The sequence below is a fragment of the Methylobacterium sp. Leaf108 genome (assembly GCF_001423265.1).
Lineage (GTDB): Bacteria > Pseudomonadota > Alphaproteobacteria > Rhizobiales > Beijerinckiaceae > Methylobacterium.
This window is the reverse complement of record NZ_LMND01000012.1, coordinates 217,186-233,520: the sequence shown is the minus strand read 5'-3', so window position 1 is coordinate 233,520 and position 16,335 is coordinate 217,186. Positions and strand designations below refer to the sequence as shown.

Annotated in this window: 12 protein-coding genes; 4 read left to right on the top strand and 8 right to left on the bottom strand. The window is 66.5% G+C overall.

The features are described 5' to 3' along the window. Positions 1 to 187: 187 nt before the first annotated feature. From ASF39_RS09295 to ASF39_RS09270, 6 genes are all read right to left on the bottom strand, one after another. The gene (locus ASF39_RS09295; protein WP_056283019.1) at positions 188 to 3,193 is read right to left on the bottom strand and encodes a type I restriction endonuclease; all 3,006 of its coding nucleotides are present in this window, start codon (positions 3,191 to 3,193) and stop codon (positions 188 to 190) included. Beyond that, positions 3,190 to 3,519, bottom strand: a complete 330-nt coding sequence (locus ASF39_RS09290; RefSeq protein WP_056283015.1) for a DUF5615 family PIN-like protein — start codon at positions 3,517 to 3,519, stop codon at positions 3,190 to 3,192. The genes ASF39_RS09295 and ASF39_RS09290 overlap by 4 nt, the downstream gene beginning before the upstream one ends. Further along, complete coding sequence (locus ASF39_RS09285; RefSeq protein WP_056283013.1) at positions 3,519 to 3,734, bottom strand: DUF433 domain-containing protein; 216 nt, start codon at positions 3,732 to 3,734, stop codon at positions 3,519 to 3,521. Before ASF39_RS09285 ends, ASF39_RS09290 begins: the two co-directional genes overlap by 1 nt. Positions 3,735 to 3,804: 70 nt before the next feature. Beyond that, entirely contained in the window at positions 3,805 to 5,235 is a 1,431-nt protein-coding gene (locus ASF39_RS21150; RefSeq protein ID WP_156648439.1) for a restriction endonuclease subunit S, read from the bottom strand. Beyond that, positions 5,232 to 7,214: a class I SAM-dependent DNA methyltransferase gene (locus ASF39_RS09275; RefSeq protein ID WP_056283005.1), complete on the bottom strand. Its 1,983-nt coding sequence runs from the start codon at positions 7,212 to 7,214 to the stop codon at positions 5,232 to 5,234. The genes ASF39_RS21150 and ASF39_RS09275 overlap by 4 nt, the downstream gene beginning before the upstream one ends. A gap of 283 nt (positions 7,215 to 7,497) precedes the next feature. Continuing rightward, the gene (locus ASF39_RS09270; RefSeq protein ID WP_056283002.1) at positions 7,498 to 9,312 is read right to left on the bottom strand and encodes a site-specific integrase; all 1,815 of its coding nucleotides are present in this window, start codon (positions 9,310 to 9,312) and stop codon (positions 7,498 to 7,500) included. Positions 9,313 to 9,752: 440 nt separating this feature from the next. On the opposite strand from ASF39_RS09270, the gene ASF39_RS09265 reads away from it, so the two are divergent. The 4 genes from ASF39_RS09265 (at position 9,753) to ASF39_RS22045 (ending at position 14,780) form a co-directional block, all read left to right on the top strand. After that, the gene (locus tag ASF39_RS09265; RefSeq protein ID WP_056282999.1) at positions 9,753 to 11,432 is read left to right on the top strand and encodes a methyl-accepting chemotaxis protein; all 1,680 of its coding nucleotides are present in this window, start codon (positions 9,753 to 9,755) and stop codon (positions 11,430 to 11,432) included. Between the two features lie 522 nt (positions 11,433 to 11,954). Beyond that, entirely contained in the window at positions 11,955 to 13,685 is a 1,731-nt protein-coding gene (gene ilvD / locus ASF39_RS09260; RefSeq protein ID WP_056282996.1) for a dihydroxy-acid dehydratase, read from the top strand. After that, positions 13,672 to 14,577, top strand: a complete 906-nt coding sequence (locus tag ASF39_RS09255) for a tetratricopeptide repeat protein (protein ID WP_055887584.1) — start codon at positions 13,672 to 13,674, stop codon at positions 14,575 to 14,577. The genes ilvD and ASF39_RS09255 overlap by 14 nt, the downstream gene beginning before the upstream one ends. Positions 14,578 to 14,642: 65 nt before the next feature. Then, the gene (locus ASF39_RS22045) at positions 14,643 to 14,780 is read left to right on the top strand and encodes a hypothetical protein (RefSeq protein ID WP_210168663.1); all 138 of its coding nucleotides are present in this window, start codon (positions 14,643 to 14,645) and stop codon (positions 14,778 to 14,780) included. Between the two features lie 36 nt (positions 14,781 to 14,816). Here the strand turns inward: ASF39_RS22045 and ASF39_RS09250 are convergent, their stop codons facing one another. Both ASF39_RS09250 and xth read right to left on the bottom strand, forming a co-directional pair. Continuing rightward, positions 14,817 to 15,443: a glutathione S-transferase family protein gene (locus ASF39_RS09250; RefSeq protein ID WP_055887586.1), complete on the bottom strand. Its 627-nt coding sequence runs from the start codon at positions 15,441 to 15,443 to the stop codon at positions 14,817 to 14,819. A gap of 85 nt (positions 15,444 to 15,528) precedes the next feature. After that, positions 15,529 to 16,323, bottom strand: coding sequence for an exodeoxyribonuclease III (xth, locus tag ASF39_RS09245; protein WP_056282995.1), 795 nt, complete (start codon positions 16,321 to 16,323; stop codon positions 15,529 to 15,531). Between the last annotated feature and the right edge of the window lie 12 nt (positions 16,324 to 16,335).

The window sequence follows — 16,335 nt, the reverse complement described above, 5'->3', positions numbered from 1 at the left end:
TACCGTCCTGGCTCGGAACGGTCCCTGGATTACCGACCACAACGAATACCATCTCCACCGTGGACTCGGTATGTGCTCGCCGCGCGGGTTGATCGGTGTTTAGCTGCAACGAGCCTCGTGTCCGGTTTGATGGGGGAAACTCCAAAGCGTCAGCGCTGGCTGACTGACCTTGTTCTTTCGTCCATGGTCACGGCACGTGGGACGACGGCCGACCATAAGTTGCTTGAAATGTTACGTCCGCGAGCCAACGCTTGAACTCCGGATTGTCCATGAACTGTCTGAACAGCTCCGTGTCATCCTTCATAAGACCGACAATGACATTGCCGAGCGCTTTATCATGCTCGATTCGGGCGTTCTGCTTGTCGGAATTGAGCTGAGCGTTCCGGTAGGCAGCGTTCGCCGAAACCTTCTCTGGAATTTCGGTCGCAATCCGCGTTGCGATCCGATCGCTGTCCTCCCAATTCAAATTTCCGAACAGGTCGTTGAACCCGCGAATGATGTTCGACAGCCGATCCAACTCCGGCTCCGTCCTGTGGCCGCCGCCCTCGGTCGGGATAGGTTCGATCTCGGCATCCTGGTCCGCCAATCGGATGCGCTGCACTGCCTGCTTCTCGACGCGGTAGCTGTCCATGTCGATCGATTCGAGAATGCCCCGCGACAGGTCCTCGTCAGGCGGGGCCGGCAGCTTTGGGATCAGCAGATTCAGGAAAATGGATAGCCTTTCCCACTCCGCACTCGCGAAGGGCAGAATCGCCGCGAGGAAGGCGTATGTGCGGACGAAGGCCTTGGCTTTGCCCTTGAAGTCGACCTGCCCGTCCTCGTCCAGATCCTTGAAGGCCGCGCCACATGCATCGATGATAGGGTCGATCTGAGGCCGGCCGGCGCCCGCCAGGTAGAGTTCGACCACCCGCTCGACGATCTCCGACCCGTAGACCTCACGGTCGTCCAACGCCGCCTTGAGATCGTGCAGCTTGTTGGGGTCGGTCTCGTCGCTGAGGATCGTCGTTCGGTAGAAGGTCTCGAACGATGCCCGGACCGTCTCGGTATCGTTCATGAAGTCGAGCACGAAGGCGTCATATTTCTGCGGATGCGCCCGGTTCAGCCGCGACAGTGTCTGCACCGCCTTGATGCCGGAAAGCGCCTTGTCGACGTACATCGTGTGCAGCAAGGGCTGGTCATAGCCGGTCTGGAACTTGTCGGCGCAGATCAGGAAGCGGTACGGGTCCTTCTGGATCTCGTCAGCGATGTCCTTAGACGGAAAGCCGTTGAGGCTCGCCTCGGTGACCTTGACGCCGCCGAACTCGTGCTCGCCCGAGAAGGCCACGATGGCGCGATACGGGCTCTTACGCTCGTCGAGGTAGGCGCGGACGGCGTGGAAATACTGGATGGCGCGCTCGATGCTCGAGGTCACGATCATCGCGCGCGCCTGCCCGCCGATCTTGTTCAGCGCCAGCACCTGCTCGTGGAAATGTTCGACCATAATCTCGGCCTTGAGGCGGATCGCGTGGTCGTTGCTCTCGACGTAGCGGCGCAGCTTCTTCGTGGCGCGCTTGGCGTCGAACTCCGGGTCGGCCTCGACCGTCTTGACGAGCCGGTAGTAGCTGTTGACCGGCGTATAATAGCGCAGGACGTCGAGAATGAAGCCCTCCTGGATCGCCTGTTTCATGGTGTAGCTGTGAAACGGGCGGTGCTTGACCTTGCCGCCCTCTTCATAGGGCTCACCGAAGATCTCCAGCGTCTTGTTCTTCGGCGTCGCCGTGAACGCGAAGTAGCTCGCGTTGGGCAACATCTTGCGGCTCTCGATCAGGGCGTTGATCTGGTCCTCGACGCTCTCCTCATCGTCGCCGTCGTCGGAACCGGCCAGGGCGGCGTTTAGCGCAGCGGCGGCCTTGCCGCTCTGGCTCGAATGGGCCTCGTCGATGAGGATCGCGAATCGGCGGTCGCGGTGCAGCGCGCCGATATCGGCGTATATGACGGGGAATTTCTGCACCGTCGTGATGATGATCTTCTTGCCGTCGGTGATGAAGCGCCGGAGGTCGCCGGAACGCTCGGCGTGGCCGACCGTCGCCCCCACCTGTGCGAACTGCCGGATGGTGTCGCGGATCTGCTCATCGAGGATGCGGCGGTCGGTCACCACGATCACGGAGTCGAAGACCTGCCCTGCGGCGCCTTCGAGCCGCACGAGCTGGTGCGCCAGCCACGCAATGGAGTTCGACTTGCCCGACCCCGCCGAGTGCTGGATCAGCACGCGCCGCCCCGCGCCCTTCTTCAGGGAGTCGGCCAGGAGCCTGCGAACAACGTCGAGCTGATGGAAGCGCGGGAACAGCTGGTCGCGCTTGACCTTGCCGGTCTTGCGGTCGCGCCGCTCGACGATCTGCGCATAGTTCTCGATGATGTCGGTGAGGCCGGGCGGGGTGAGGATCTCCTTCCACAGATAGTCCGTTTTCAGCCCAGCCGGGTTCGGCGGGTTGCCGGCCCCGTCGTTCCAACCCCGGTCGAAGGGCAAGAACCACGAGGCCTTGCCCCTGAGGTTGGTGCAGAACATTACCCGCGCTTCGTCGACCGCGAAGTGGACCATGCAGCGGCCGAACTCGAACAGCTTCTCGCGCGGGTCGCGGTCACGCCTGTACTGCTCGACGGCGTCGTCGACGGTCTGCTTGGTGAGATTGTTCTTCAGCTCGAAGGTGGCGACCGGCAGGCCGTTGACGAACAGCGCCAAGTCGAGCGCGTGAGCCATGTCGTCCCGGCTGTATCGGAGCTGGCGCGTGACGGAGAAGCGGTTCAGCGCGTGGAGCCCAGCCGCCTTGGTGTTGCCGGGCGAGGGCGTGCCGTAGAAGAGCGTGACCTCGTGCGGGCCGTGCTTGACCCCGTGCCGGAGCACGTCGATGACGCCGCGCCGGCCGACCTCGCCCTGGAGCCGCGCCAAGAATTTCTGGCGCGCCGGGCCATCCCGGTCGAGGTCGAGTGCCGCGAGCAGCGGCGGCTGCGTCGCGGCTACGAAGGCGCGCAGTTGAGCGAGGTCGACCGTCCAGGCGCGGTCGTAGGCCTTCGGGTCGCCGAGCCGCCAATCGTGCAGGCCAACGAAGAGCTCCGGCGCCTCGGCGAAGCCGCCGGCGGCCGGCGCTGCGGGACGCCCCGTCATCCCAGCGACGATGAGGTTTTCCAGACCCCTCTCCGTGGTGTCTGTCCTCATGTGACCTCGATCAGCGTTTTGCCGTTCGCCAGCGCGGCCAGCACGTCCGGCGGCACCGCCGCGAACCAAACCAGCAGGTCCCGCCGCCGCGTGTTCGGCAGCCAAATCCAGACGACGGGCGGCCCGTCCGCGGCCAAAGCCTTGCGCCGCGCGAAGTCCTCGTCCTTGGTGACAACCGCCGCACCCGTCGCCCGCGCTCGGTCCCAGATGGCGCAGTCGCTCGCCGCGCCCATCCCGAGGTCGCCGACATGCGCCGCCGTGTGCCCTTCCGCATCGAGCCAGCGAGCTGAGGCGGGCGGCAGCTGCGCGTCGACGAGGAAGCGCATCAGGACACGCGCAGCACCGGGTGGTCGCTCTGCCGCGCGGCATATTCGAGCGCCGCGGTGATGTCGCCGTCCTCCAGCAGCGGGGGGGCGGCCAGGATCTCGGCGTGGTCGGCGCCCGCGGCCAGGAGGTCCAGCACGCGGATGCGCAGGCCGCGCAGGCAGGGCCGGCCGCCGCACTGACCGAGGTCGACGGTGACTCGATGGAGCTCGCTCAACCCTCGCCTCCAGGCCGGTGGGTAATCGTCGGTTGTGCCATCTTAGCGGGTCGCGGCGGAAAGGACAGGCTCAGGCGGCAAGCTCCTCGTCCTCGACCGCGTCGGCAGCCTCGTCGAGGTCATCATCGTCGACGAGGGCCTCGGCCGGCTCGGCCTCGGCGATCGCGGGGAGGCTGGCCGCTGCGGCCCGGACGTCGAGCTTGCCGGTGACGACGTCAGCGATCAGGCGCGTGCGAAATTCTTGAAGTAGGCTGATTTCGTTCTCGACTGCAGAAATTGAATCCGAAATTTCCTGCGTGGATCGATCGATAAATTGCACGAGTTCGTCTTGGACGTGCCGCGGAGGAAGGAGAACGATATAGTTCTTGACATCATTCAATGACAAGCCCTGCTTGGTGCCCCCGTACATCGACAGCGTGCCATGCGTCTGCCCAACAGGAGACAGCAGAACGTAGCCGATCCAACGAGCGTTCACCTCAGGTATGAGGCGACAACAAGCGACGTGTTGGCTGACGTAGGCTTCTCCGAGATCATCTGGGACGACCGCAACTGAGCCGATGAAAGCTGTTATTGACAGCAACAGATCGCCTGCTCTTGCTCGTGTTCGACTTGCTTCTCCAAGTTCCTTGATCGGAAGTACCAAGCGGACAGTATCACCATAGCGTAGGTGCAGTCCATTTCTGGACAAATTGGCAATACGGATGAAAAGGGGGCCCTGATCTGCGGCATAGCGGGACCAACCTCGCGAACCGCTCGTGATGCGAGAGCTTACGCTGCGAAGTCGTTGAACTTTCCAGTCCTCTGGCACATCTCCGAGCCACGTCAGGCCGGAAAATCTCTTCCGCTTTGGTTGATCTAAGCCACTTGTGACCGCTCGGTGTATAATAGTCTGTTTTTGCTCATTTAGGAGAGAAACTAGCTTTCGCTTGCCACGGATCAGTTTTGCCGTTTGCGCTCCATGCCAATCAAGGAACCGTACGATAGTCTGTTGCTCGTTGAGCGGTGGCTGGACGAAGGAGATATTTAGGAAATCAGGAGGATAAAGCCTTAATCTCGATGTCGTGATGCCTCGCGAACTGCGTAGGTATTCTGCGCGATATACTTCGGTTCGGAGGAGATAGTCGAGAAATTTAGGTGCGAATTCATTTATGGTTCGCGGGCGGTAGATCCCGTAAGCGGGGCTAACAATGCCAGTATGATGGCTGACGCCAACCGCCGCCATCCACGCCCACATGGTGTTGACGACAACATCGCCCGGGCGACAAACTTTGTGCCCTTCGTAGGTCTCGGCCATGAACATCGTGATGTTCTTTTGGCTCCGAGGCGTGACACCGGTCTTGTGCGAAACGGAGAGAAGTTCCTCACCACCGGCCTCCGACCGGTCGTCGACCTCAGAAAATGAGTATTTCGCCCTGCGCATTTGCCAGCCATCGGGCAGAACTGGAAGCCACTCGACCCCAGACGCCCTCATCTCCGGATACGGCTTCAACACTTCGATCATCGCGCCGCCCCGAAGATGTCGGCCATCAGCCCCTCGGTCTCGCGCTCCAGCGCCAGGATGTCGGCGCGGATCGCTTCCAGCGAGCGCAGCGGCCGTGGCTTGTAGAAGTAGCGGGTGAAGCTGACCTCGTAGCCCACAGCCGTCTTGCCCTCGTCGACCCAGGCATCGGGCGCGTGCGGTAGCACCTCGCGGCGGATGAAGGCTTCGATCCCGCCGGGCTCCTGCATCGGCACCGTCTCGGTGTCGCGCAGATCGCTATCCGGCTCGTATTCGACGGTGCAGCGCTTGCCCTCGATCGTCGCCGGGAACAGCCCGCGCAGCGGGTCGGGCGCCGCCTTGCCGGGCTTGTGGATGCGCCGAATGACGGGCGCGCCGCCCTCCGAGACGCGGCCCTGCTCCTTGAGCGCCTTGATCTCCTTCGGCGCGTAGGCGCGGCCCGTGTCGATGCCGGTCGCGCGCAGCGGCCGCTCGACCGTCACCTTGGAATAACCGAAGGTGGCGTTGTCGAAGATGCGCGACTGCTCGGTCTCCTCGAAGGCCAGGAAGGTGCTGACGATGCGCTCGACATCGGCGTCGCCGAGCTCGCGGTTCTTCTTGCCAAGGTTTTTGCGCAGCGGCTTGGACCAGCCCGTCGCGTCGATGAGCTGCACCTTGCCGCGGCGGTGGGCCGGCTTGCGGTTGCTGAGCACCCAGACGTAGGTGGCGATGCCGGTGTTGTAGAACATGTTGAGCGGCAGCGCGACGATGGCCTCCAGCCAGTCGCTCTCGATGATCCAGCGCCGGACGTTGCTCTCGCCGCCGCCCGCGTCTCCGGTGAACAGGGACGAGCCGTTGTGCACCTCGGCGATGCGGCTGCCGAGCGCCGTGCCGTGCTTCATCTTGGACAGCATGTTGGCCAGGAACATCATTTGCCCGTCGCTGGACCGCGTGACGAGGCTGTATTCGGGCTCACCGTCGTGTTCGATCAGGAAGCGCGGGTCCTTGATGCCGGTCTTGCCGCCCATGCGCTCCTGGTCGCCCTTCCAGCTCTTGCCGTAGGGCGGGTTGGACAGCATGAAGTCAAACTCGCGCGACGGGAAGGCGTCGTGCGCCAGCGTCGACCATTCGGGCCCGCCGACGATGTTGTCGGCCTCCTCCCCCTCGCCCTTGAGCAGCAGGTCGGCCTTGGCGATGGCGTAGGTTTCGGCGTTGATCTCCTGCCCGAAGAGGTGCGTCGAGACCTGCTTGCCGCGTTCGGCTGCGAGGGCCTTCAGCGTCTCCTCGGCCACGGTCAGCATGCCGCCCGTGCCGCAGGCGCCGTCGTAGAGCAGGTAGGTGCCGGAGGTGATGCGGTCGGCGACCGGCTCGAAGATCAGCCGCGCCATGAGCTTCACCGCGTCGCGCGGCGTCCAGTGCTCGCCCGCCTCCTCGTTGTTGGCCTCGTTGAAGCGACGCACCAGCTCCTCGAACACCGTGCCCATGGCGTGATTATCGAGGCCTGGTTGCTTCACCGATTTGTCGCCGTTCAGCACCGGCGCGGGGCCGAGGTTGATCGTGGGATCGAGGAACTTGGCGATGACGGTGCCGAGCGCGTCGGCCTTGGACAGCCGCGGGATCTGGTTGCGGAACTCGAAACTGTCGAGGATCTCCTGCACGTTCGGCGAGAAGCCGTCGAGGTAGGCCTCGAAGTCGGCCTTGAGCTGCGCTTGGTTCGAGCGGTTGCGCAGGTCGCGAAGGTTGAAACTCGACGTGTTATAGAAGGCCTGCCCGGCCGCCTGCCGGAGGGCAGCATCTTGGTTGGTGACCTTGGCCTTGTCGAGGTTGTCCTTCATCGACAGTACGGCGGCTTTGGTCGGTTCCAGCACGGCATCGAGCCGGCGCAGCACGGTCATCGGCAGGATCACGTCACGATATTTGCCGCGCACGTAGAGGTCTCGCAGAACATCGTCGGCGATGCCCCAGATGAAGTTCGCAATCCAGTTGAGGTCCCCGTCGCTCATATCCGCCCCGTCCTGTGGCGACCTCCGGCGCGCGTACACCGGTCGGCGCCCTTACCTCCCACACCGAATGACGCCCTTCGGTCGGACAACGCGATGATCACGCCACCATAGGGAGGCCTCGCGTAAACTGCCAAGCTCAAGGCTGCAACATCACGCCGGAGGAGCGCGCACGAGGCTGGTCGCGCTTGCCCCGAAGCGGACCTCCCCAGCATCCGCAAAGGGTCAACAGCATGAATTGCAGCAGCGTAGTGCGGGATTTTCAGGATCGCGGCGTGGCGCGTCTTCAGCGTGACACTGCCATAGTCGAGGCAAGCTGAGACAGGTCAAGCCCAGGGAAGCTGACGGCATCTATCATGGCGCAGCGCTGCATCAGCTCGCCCTCTGCCAGAATGCCGTAGCGGCCCGTTGTCGTTGCCTGTGTATGCCCGAGCAGAAAGCCGAATTCCTCATCGCGGTAGCCGGCTCGGCGCAGGGCGTCGGCCATGCCGTGGCGGAACGAGTGGAAGTTGACGCTGGCATCGTCCTTCACGCCGATGCGCTTCACGTAGCGACCCCAGAACCGGGAGTAATTGCCGGCGAGCTGCCCGCGCGCATCCGGCTTGATCTCGGGAAACAAGCGAGCGCCTCCTACTGCGACCCGCTCGGCGTGGAAGGCGATGAAGCCCAGGCGCTCCAGCTCGGGATGCACCGGGAGTACCCGCTGCGATCCCTTAGTCTTCGTTGTCTTCGCGTCGTCGCCCTCGCGGGTGATGTGGATGATCCACCGGCCGCGATCCTGGCGCACGTCGGCCGTGAGAAGCTGCGCCAATTCGCCCATGCGGGCGCCCGTGAACAGCGACAGGAGCGGGAGCCAATAGCGGTGATCGCGGATTTGCAGATTGCCGGGCCGATGCGGCGCGTCCTCTGACAGGCAGCTCGTGAAGAGCGGCGAGGCGAAGATGTGCGTGAGTTGATCGGAGGTGTAGGGACGGATTTTCCCTTGCCCGTTGCCCTTGCCCAGGTGCATGCCGTCAACTGGGTTGGCGTCGATGTGACCGTTCTGCATCAGCCATTGGCAGAACGCGCCGAGGGCCGAGAGGTATTTGTTGACGGTTCGGTCGGAGAGCGTCGGGCGCTTCAAGTGCTCGTTCGCGGTGATGATCTTCTTGAACGACAAGCCGCGGAGCTCTCGCACTTCAGCCGCCTTGATCGGGAACTTGCCAAGGGCCTGCTTCCACTCTCTTACGGACTTCTTGTCGATGGCGCTCGCCGGGAAGGTCTGCCCGACGTGCTGCGCGAACCAGCCGACGATTTCGCGGTTCATGCGCAGCGTGTCGGGCTTCACGCCGCGCGGGTTCTCGGCAGCGAACACGTCGTACAGCTCCAGCACGCCCTCCCCCGGCGCGGCGATGGGCGCCTGAACGAGCCGGAGCGGCGGCTTGATGATCGGATCGCGAAGCTTGCCCGTGTAGTCGCCCCGGTCATGCTCTTCAGCACGGCGCAACGCCTCGATCTCCGCGCGCATCAGGCGGTGGCAGAGATCGCGCCATTCGCCGGAGCCCGGCTCGATGGCGTAGTTCCGCGCCCGGATGATCTCCCGTGCCGCATCGGCAACAAGGACCGTTTCGCCGCCCGCGATGTGCTTCTCCAACTCGGCCTTGCGGTACCGGCGAATGTCTCGGTCATGCTCTGCTTGGTCGCGGATCAATAAGGCTTCGGCGGCGGCGGCGAGCTGCGCCATCGGATCGGTGATGGACTCATCACGGATCGTGCGGGCTGCGGCGGACTGCGCTTGCCTGATCTCGTCGGAAGATGGGAGCCGGCGGCGCTCGTCCTGCTGATGCTCGATCTCGGCCCGGTAATGCTCCCAAGTCTCGGTGGCGAGGGCGTCGGCAGTGGCGGGCACCGCGTCACGGCGTCGGCGAAGCTCGGCGAACTCGGCGTGCCATTCGGCTAGCACCTCATGCGCCCGCTCCTTCGCCTCGCGCGCGTTCTTGGTGTTGAGCGACTTCCACAGCTCCTTCTTGCCCATGATCTGCTGGAGATCTTTCGGCACCCCAAGGCGGGCGTAGTAGCTCGCGGAGCCGGCGCGACGGGCGATATTCGAGGCGAGGCACATGGGTCGTTCTCGGGCGTAGCCGGGTCGGCTCGCCGTAACAGTCAGTCGTAACAGTCTCGCCTAAAAACGCAACGGAAACAGCATGTTGCTTGTGGATCAAGGGCTTGGTTGGGGTGTGCTGGGAATCCTGGCGCCCCAGCCAATCCCAATACCGATTTCCTTCGACAAAGACCGGGCCCCGCACGGCCTGTCACGGGCGGTGGGTCGATCGCGTGACGTTCAGCGCGCTCGGCGGCACGGATGGCGTCCGTCTTCGGACGCCGCGCGCTCCGTCGTTCGCCGGTCGCATCGCTCTCGCGGTGAATGGACCTTACGACGGTGCAAGTCTTCGCGCCTGTCGGGTCGGTTCAAGTCCGGGCGCCCTATGGTGCGATGCGGTGCCCTTAAACCTGAATTAACCAGCGTATCGATAGGTGTAGTGTCACGCTGGGGCGAACGTCATGCTGTCAAACTTCACGATTCGCGCGCGCCTCATTGGTGCGCTGGTGATGCTGTTCGCCCTGACCTCCGGACTGGGCGCATTCTCCTACGTCCGGCTCCAGGCCCTGAGCGTCGCCACCGACGAGATCGGCGGCAACGCGCTGCCGTCGACGCGGATTCTGGGGCGCCTCGCCACGAACTTCGAGACGCTGCGAAGCCGGCAGCTCGCCTATTTCGTCTCCAGCGACGAGCGCCGTCCGCAGTCCCTCGTGCGGCTGCAGGCGAGCAAGGCCGATATCGCCAAGGACCTGGCCGATTACGCCCCCCTGGTCAGCAAGGGCGAAGAGGCTCTGTGGAAGGCCGTCGCCACGACCGTCCCGGCCTATGCCGCGCTGGGCGAGGAGTTTCTGCAGCGTCTGCACGATGCCGACGTGAAGGGCGCGCGCGATCACCTGCTCGACGGCATGCTGCCGGCCCTCAACGCCGCCCGTGCCGCCTTGAAGGCCGAACTCGACTTCAACGAAACCTCCGCGAAGCAGGCCGCCGTCGCGGCCACCGCCCTCGGTGAGAGCGGTCGCTTCGGCATCGCCGTCGTCCTGGCCCTGGTCGCGGCGGTCACCGTGGCGATCGGCTGCATCGCCGTCACCACGATCTCGGTGCCCGTCCGGCGGATGGCCGGCGTGATGGAGACGGTGGCGCAGGGCGACACCACCGTCGGCGTCCCGCATGCGGGCGAGCGCAGCGAGATCGGCGCGATGGCCAGCGCCGTCGCGGTCTTCAAGGACAATCTCGTCCGGGCCCGTCGCATCGAGGCCGAGACGGCCGATGCGCGTCTGGCCGCCGAGGAGCAGCGCAAGGCCGGCATGCGCCAGATGGCGGACGATTTCGAGACCGCGGTCGGCGGTGTCATCGGCATGGTGTCGGCCTCGGCCACCGAGTTGCAGGCCACCGCCCGGACGATGACCGCCACGGCGACGGAGACGGCGACGCAATCGATCAGCGTCGCCACCGCCGCCGAGGAGGCGGCCACCAACGTCAGCACCGTCGCGGCCGCGGCCGAAGAGCTCGGTTCGTCGGTCCAGGAGATCGGACGGCAGGTCGACGGCTCGGCCGAACTGGCGCGCAAGGCGGTGTTCGAGGCCGACCGCACCGGTGCGCTGGTCCAGGAGCTGAGCGGGGCCGCGGCCCGCATCGGAGACGTCGTCGGGCTCATCTCGTCCATTGCCAGCCAGACCAACCTCCTGGCGCTCAACGCCACCATCGAGGCGGCCCGCGCGGGCGAGGCGGGGCGGGGCTTCGCGGTGGTCGCCGCCGAGGTCAAGGACCTGGCCGGCCAGACGACCCGGGCGACGGAGGAGATCTCCAGCCAGATCGCCCGCATCCAGACCTCGACGGGTCAGGCGGTCACGGCCATCGGCGTCATCACCGATCGCATCCAGGAAATCTCCGGGGTCGCCACCTCTATCGCGGCCGCCGTCGAGGAGCAGGGCGCAGCGACGCAGGAGATCGTGCGCAACGTGGCGCAGGCGTCGAGCGGCACCGGCGACGTCACGGCCAATATCGCCAGCGTGGCGGGGGCCGCCGAGGAGACCGGCGCGGCCGCGACCCAGGTGCTGGGCGCGGCCTCCGAGCTGTCGCGCCAGTCCGAGCACCTGTCGGCCGAGGTCACGCGTTTCCTCGCGACGGTGCGCGCGGCCTGACCGCATCCCAGGCGTTGCGGGGCGAAGGTTGCGGGGCGAAGCCGGAAACGCTCACCCGCGTGAGGCGGGGGGGCGAGCCGGCAGCGGCCGCCCGTGCCATGACGACGGCGTCCGATCCCGCCGGCTAGGTCCGGCCGGAGGTGGCTGCGGTTCTCGCCGCGATCCCGGTGAGGCGTCGGCGGGCGGGGCGCTCCTGCCCGCCCTCGCGCCCAAACGCGTCCTCCGGAGAAGGGCAGGGGTGTCCGGTCGAACCGTGGCTGTGGCGGTGCCGACACACCCCAAAAGCATCCCGACATCGCCTTGGGAGACGCCCTCATTCGCCGCGATCCCGCCATAAACCGGGACCACCTCAGCATCCGCGGTAAACGGCTTTTTCCCCAACGCGTTACCGCAGGATTTCGGGTCATTCGCCCAACGCGCCGAACCGGTCGCCCCATCGCCTCGCCGGCGGTGAGCGCGCCCGCATCCGCGAAGGGGACGATCCGGCGTCCATGCACAACGGACCGGGGCGCGGGACAGGCGATGGACGTGCGGACCACAGACAAGTCGAAACTTCCGAGCCGTCACGTCACGGAGGGGCCCGAACGGGCGCCGCACCGCTCGTATCTCTACGCCATGGGCCTCACCAAGGAGCAGATCTACCAGCCGCTGGTCGGCGTGGCCTCCTGCTGGAACGAGGCGGCGCCCTGCAACATCTCGCTGATGCGCCAGGCGCAGGCGGTGAAGAAGGGCGTCTCGGCCGCCAACGGCACCCCGCGCGAGTTCTGCACCATCACCGTCACCGACGGCATCGCCATGGGCCACGCCGGCATGCGCGCCTCGCTGCCCTCGCGCGAGGTCATCGCCGATTCCGTCGAGCTGACCATGCGCGGCCATGCCTACGACGCCCTCGTGGGCCTGGCCGGCTGCGACAAGTCCCTGCCCGGCATGATGATGGCCATGGTGCGCCTCAACGTGCCGTCGATCTTCATCTATGGCGGCTCGATCCTGCCCGGCTCGTTCCGCGGCAAGCCGGTCACCGTGCAGGACCTGTTCGAGGCGGTGGGCAAGCACGCCGTCGGCGACATGAGCCTCGAAGACCTCGACGAGCTGGAGCAGGTCGCCTGTCCCTCGGCCGGGGCCTGCGGCGCCCAGTTCACCGCCAACACCATGGCCACGGTCTCCGAGGCGATCGGCCTGGCGCTGCCCTATTCGGCCGGCGCGCCCGCCCCCTACGAGATCCGCGACAGATTCTGCATGACCGCGGGCGAGAAGGTGATGGAGCTCATCGCCAAGAACATCCGCCCGCGCGACATCGTCACGCGCAAGTCCCTGGAGAACGCCGCGGCCGCCGTGGCGGCCTCGGGCGGCTCCACCAACGCGGCGCTGCACCTGCCGGCGATCGCGCACGAGTGCGGCATCAAGTTCGACCTGTTCGACGTCGCCGAGATCTTCAAGCGCACGCCCTACATCGCCGACCTGAAGCCGGGCGGGCGCTATGTCGCCAAGGACATGTTCGAGGTCGGCGGCATCCCGCTCCTCATGAAGACGCTGCTCGACCACGGCTTCATGCACGGCGACTGCCTGACCGTCACCGGCCGCACCATGGCCGAGAACATGGAGCACGTGGCCTGGAACCCGGACCAGGACGTGGTCCGCCCGGCCAACGCCCCCATCACCGTCACCGGCGGCGTCGTGGGCCTGCGCGGCAACCTCGCTCCCGAAGGCGCCATCGTGAAGGTCGCCGGCATGGGCCCCGACAAGCAGGTGTTCACCGGCCCGGCCCGGGTGTTCGACGGCGAGGAAGCCTGCTTCGAGGCGGTCCAGAAGCGCACCTACAAGGAGGGCGAGGTTCTCGTCATCCGCTACGAGGGCCCGAAGGGCGGCCCGGGCATGCGCGAGATGCTGTCGACCACCGCCGCCCTCTACGGCCAGGGCATGGGCGACAAGGTCGCGCTCATCACCGACGGGCGCTTTTCGGGCGCCACCCGCGGCTTCTGCGTCGGCCACGTCGGGCCGGAAGCCGCCATCGGCGGGCCGATCGGCCTGATCCGCGACGGCGACGTCATCACGCTCGACGCGATCAAGGGCACCCTCGACGTCGCCCTGTCGGACGACGAGATGGCGGCGCGCCGGGCCGCCTGGACGCCGCGGACCAACTCCGCGACCTCGGGCTATCTCTGGAAATACATGCAGACCGTCGGGCCTGCGGTGGACGGCGCGGTGACCCATCCGGGCGGCGCCGAGGAGCTTCAGGCCTATGCGGATGTCTAGGACTGACCTCAGCCGGCCCGTGCGGCCGGCCGGGGCCGATCCCGGCCGGCCCGCGGTTTCCGCTCGGCTGCGCCTCGCCCTGGCGGCGGCCGCGGTCGTGGCCGGGACACTGCTGCCCGGCATCCCGCCGAGCCAGGCCCTCGATGCGGCCGCCCGCACGCCCGTGCCGGCCGGGAACTATCGCACCGCCCGCGAGGCCCTGCGCTCGGGCGTGCGCGACTACAACGCCGGCGACAAGGAGGGCGCGGCGCGCGCCCTCGAATACGCCGCCGGCCAGGGCCACGCCCTCGCGTTGTGGAAGCTCGGCCGCATGTACGCCGAGGGCGACGGCGTGCCCCACGACGACCTCAAGGCCTTCGAGTTCTTCTCCCGGATCGCCGACGACACCACCGACGACGGCCCCGACGCCCAGAACTCGGGCGTGGTGGCCAGCGCCTTCACGGCGCTCGGCGCCTATTTCCTCGACGGGATCAAGGGCACCTACGTGCGCCCCAACCCCGAGCGCGCCTACGACATGTTCAATTACGCGGCCTCGTACTTCGGCGACCCGAACGCGCAGTACAACCTCGCGCGGCTCTACCTCGATGGCACCGGCGTCGAATCCGATCCGCGCCAGGCCGCGCGCTGGTTCAACCTCGCCGCGGAGAAGGGGCATGCCCCGGCCCAGGCGCTGCTCGGCCAACTGCTCATCAACGGCCAGGGCGTGCCGGTCCAGCGCTCGCGCGGCCTGATGTGGCTGTCGCTCGCCCGCGAAGCCGCGCAGGGCCGCAAGGACGACTGGATCGTCGCCCTCTACGACAAGGCCTGGACCCAGGCCAGCGAGACCGACCGCGCCGAGGCGCAGACACAGGTGCAGACCCAGGTGACGGGATCGGCCAAGCGGCGGCGTTGAATGCAGGTCGTCGCTGAGCGCAGTCTTCCGGCCTTCCAGGGCAAGCACCCACGGAGAGAACCCGCGTGGCGTGCCCTGTTTCATTGCGCGCGGAGCGACCACAGCGCCTGACCTCGGACCAGATCCGTGCGATCAGCGACGCCTGGAAGTTGCCGGTGGCCCTGCTGATCAAGCCGTACCATCTGGAACACGACGCGGCCTGATCAGCGCGGGATACGAACCGCCAAGCGATGCCGCGGTCAGCCGCCGGTGGAGGCCGACACCGCCTTCACGAACGACGGCCGCTCCAGCGTCGCCGCCACATAGGCCGCGAGCTTGGGCCAGCGGCCCGCATCGACCTCCTCGCCGGCGAGCTTCAGGTTGTGGAAGCCGGTGACGATGGAGATGTCGGCGATCGAGAAGGCGTTGCCCACGAGGTAGGGGCCGTCGACCTGGGTCTCGAGGTAGTCGTAGAGCTTGGGCAGGTCCACGGTGAGGGCCTTGTCGATCGCCGCGTCGTCGCAGGGCTGGCCCATCATCTTGGGCTTCACCACTCGGTTGAAGAACGGCGTGATCAGCACGGGAAACAGCTCGGTGTCGCCGAACTTGTCGAACCAGATCGCGCGGCCGCGCGCCTTGGCCTCGGTGGGCAGCAGGGCCGGCGTCGGGTGGTTGGCCTCGATGTAGAACAGGATCGCGGAAGAATCGGCGAGCTTGAAGCCGCCGTCGTCGATCGCCGGGATCTTGCCCAGCGGGCTCGCCGACTGGAAGGCCGCGTCGGGGGAATGGAAGAAGCAGGGGTTGTGTTCGGCCTCGACACCCTTTTCGGCCAGGGCGACGAGGATCTTGCGGACGTAGGGAGACAGGCTGGTGCCGTAGAGGATCATGCGGAAGCGTTCCTGAGGTGGGTAGAAGCGACCGGGCCCGGGAGGGAAGCGGGGCGCGGTCGTCGCGCTCCATATGGGTCCGGGTTCAGCGATCGGCGAGGTCCACCGTCACCGGCACGTGGTCGGAGGGCTTCTCGAGGCCGCGCTGGGATTTGTCCACGGATGCCGAGACCAGCCGGTCTGCGGCCTGGGGCGAGAGCAGCAGGTGGTCGATGCGGATGCCGGCGTTCCGTTGCCAGCAGCCGGCCTGGTAGTCCCAGAAGGTGTAGAGGCCGCTGCTCCCGTCGCAGGCCCGCAGCGCCTCGGTGAACCCTTCCGCCAACAGCGCGCGGAACGCGGCGCGGGTCGGAGGCAGGAACAGCGCGTCGGCGACCCAGGCCTCGGGGTTGGCGGCATCCTCCGGCTCGGGAATGACGTTGTAGTCGCCCGCCAGAACCAGCGCCTCCTCGGCTTCCAGCAGCCGGCGGGCATGGGCGCGCAGGCGGCCCATGAAGGCGAGCTTGTAGTCGTACTTCGGTCCCGGCGCCGGGTTGCCGTTGGGGAGGTAGATCGAGGCCACCCGTACCGGCGCCAGATCCTCGCCGGAGATCAGCGCCTCGATGTAGCGGGCCTGCTCGTCGGCCTCGTCGCCCGGCAGGCCGCGGCGGATCTCGCTCATGGCCAGCGGCGCGCGCACCAGCAGCGCGACGCCGTTGTAGGCCTTCTGGCCCAGGGTCTCGACGGTATACCCCGCCGCCGCGATCTCGTCGCGCGGGAAGGCCACGTCCTGGCATTTCAGCTCCTGCAGGCAGACCACGTCGGGCTTGGCCTGCGTGAGGAAGGCCGTGAGATGCCCGACCCGCTGCTTGATCGAATTGACGTTCCAGGTGGCGATCCGCATGGGCTCTGATCT

Bases quoted from the DNA above. Each gene is read 5' to 3' on its own strand.
- ASF39_RS09295 (WP_056283019.1), bottom strand. From the start codon at position 3,193: ATGAGGACAGACACCACGGAGAGGGGTCTGGAAAACCTCATCGTCGCT.
- ASF39_RS09290 (WP_056283015.1), bottom strand. From the start codon at position 3,519: ATGCGCTTCCTCGTCGACGCGCAGCTGCCGCCCGCCTCAGCTCGCTGG.
- ASF39_RS21150 (WP_156648439.1), bottom strand. From the start codon at position 5,235: ATGATCGAAGTGTTGAAGCCGTATCCGGAGATGAGGGCGTCTGGGGTC.
- ASF39_RS09275 (WP_056283005.1), bottom strand. From the start codon at position 7,214: ATGAGCGACGGGGACCTCAACTGGATTGCGAACTTCATCTGGGGCATC.
- ASF39_RS09270 (WP_056283002.1), bottom strand. From the start codon at position 9,312: ATGTGCCTCGCCTCGAATATCGCCCGTCGCGCCGGCTCCGCGAGCTAC.
- ASF39_RS09265 (WP_056282999.1), top strand. From the start codon at position 9,753: ATGCTGTCAAACTTCACGATTCGCGCGCGCCTCATTGGTGCGCTGGTG.
- ilvD (WP_056282996.1), top strand. From the start codon at position 11,955: ATGGACGTGCGGACCACAGACAAGTCGAAACTTCCGAGCCGTCACGTC.
- ASF39_RS09255 (WP_055887584.1), top strand. From the start codon at position 13,672: ATGCGGATGTCTAGGACTGACCTCAGCCGGCCCGTGCGGCCGGCCGGG.
- ASF39_RS09250 (WP_055887586.1), bottom strand. From the start codon at position 15,443: ATGATCCTCTACGGCACCAGCCTGTCTCCCTACGTCCGCAAGATCCTC.
- xth (WP_056282995.1), bottom strand. From the start codon at position 16,323: ATGCGGATCGCCACCTGGAACGTCAATTCGATCAAGCAGCGGGTCGGG.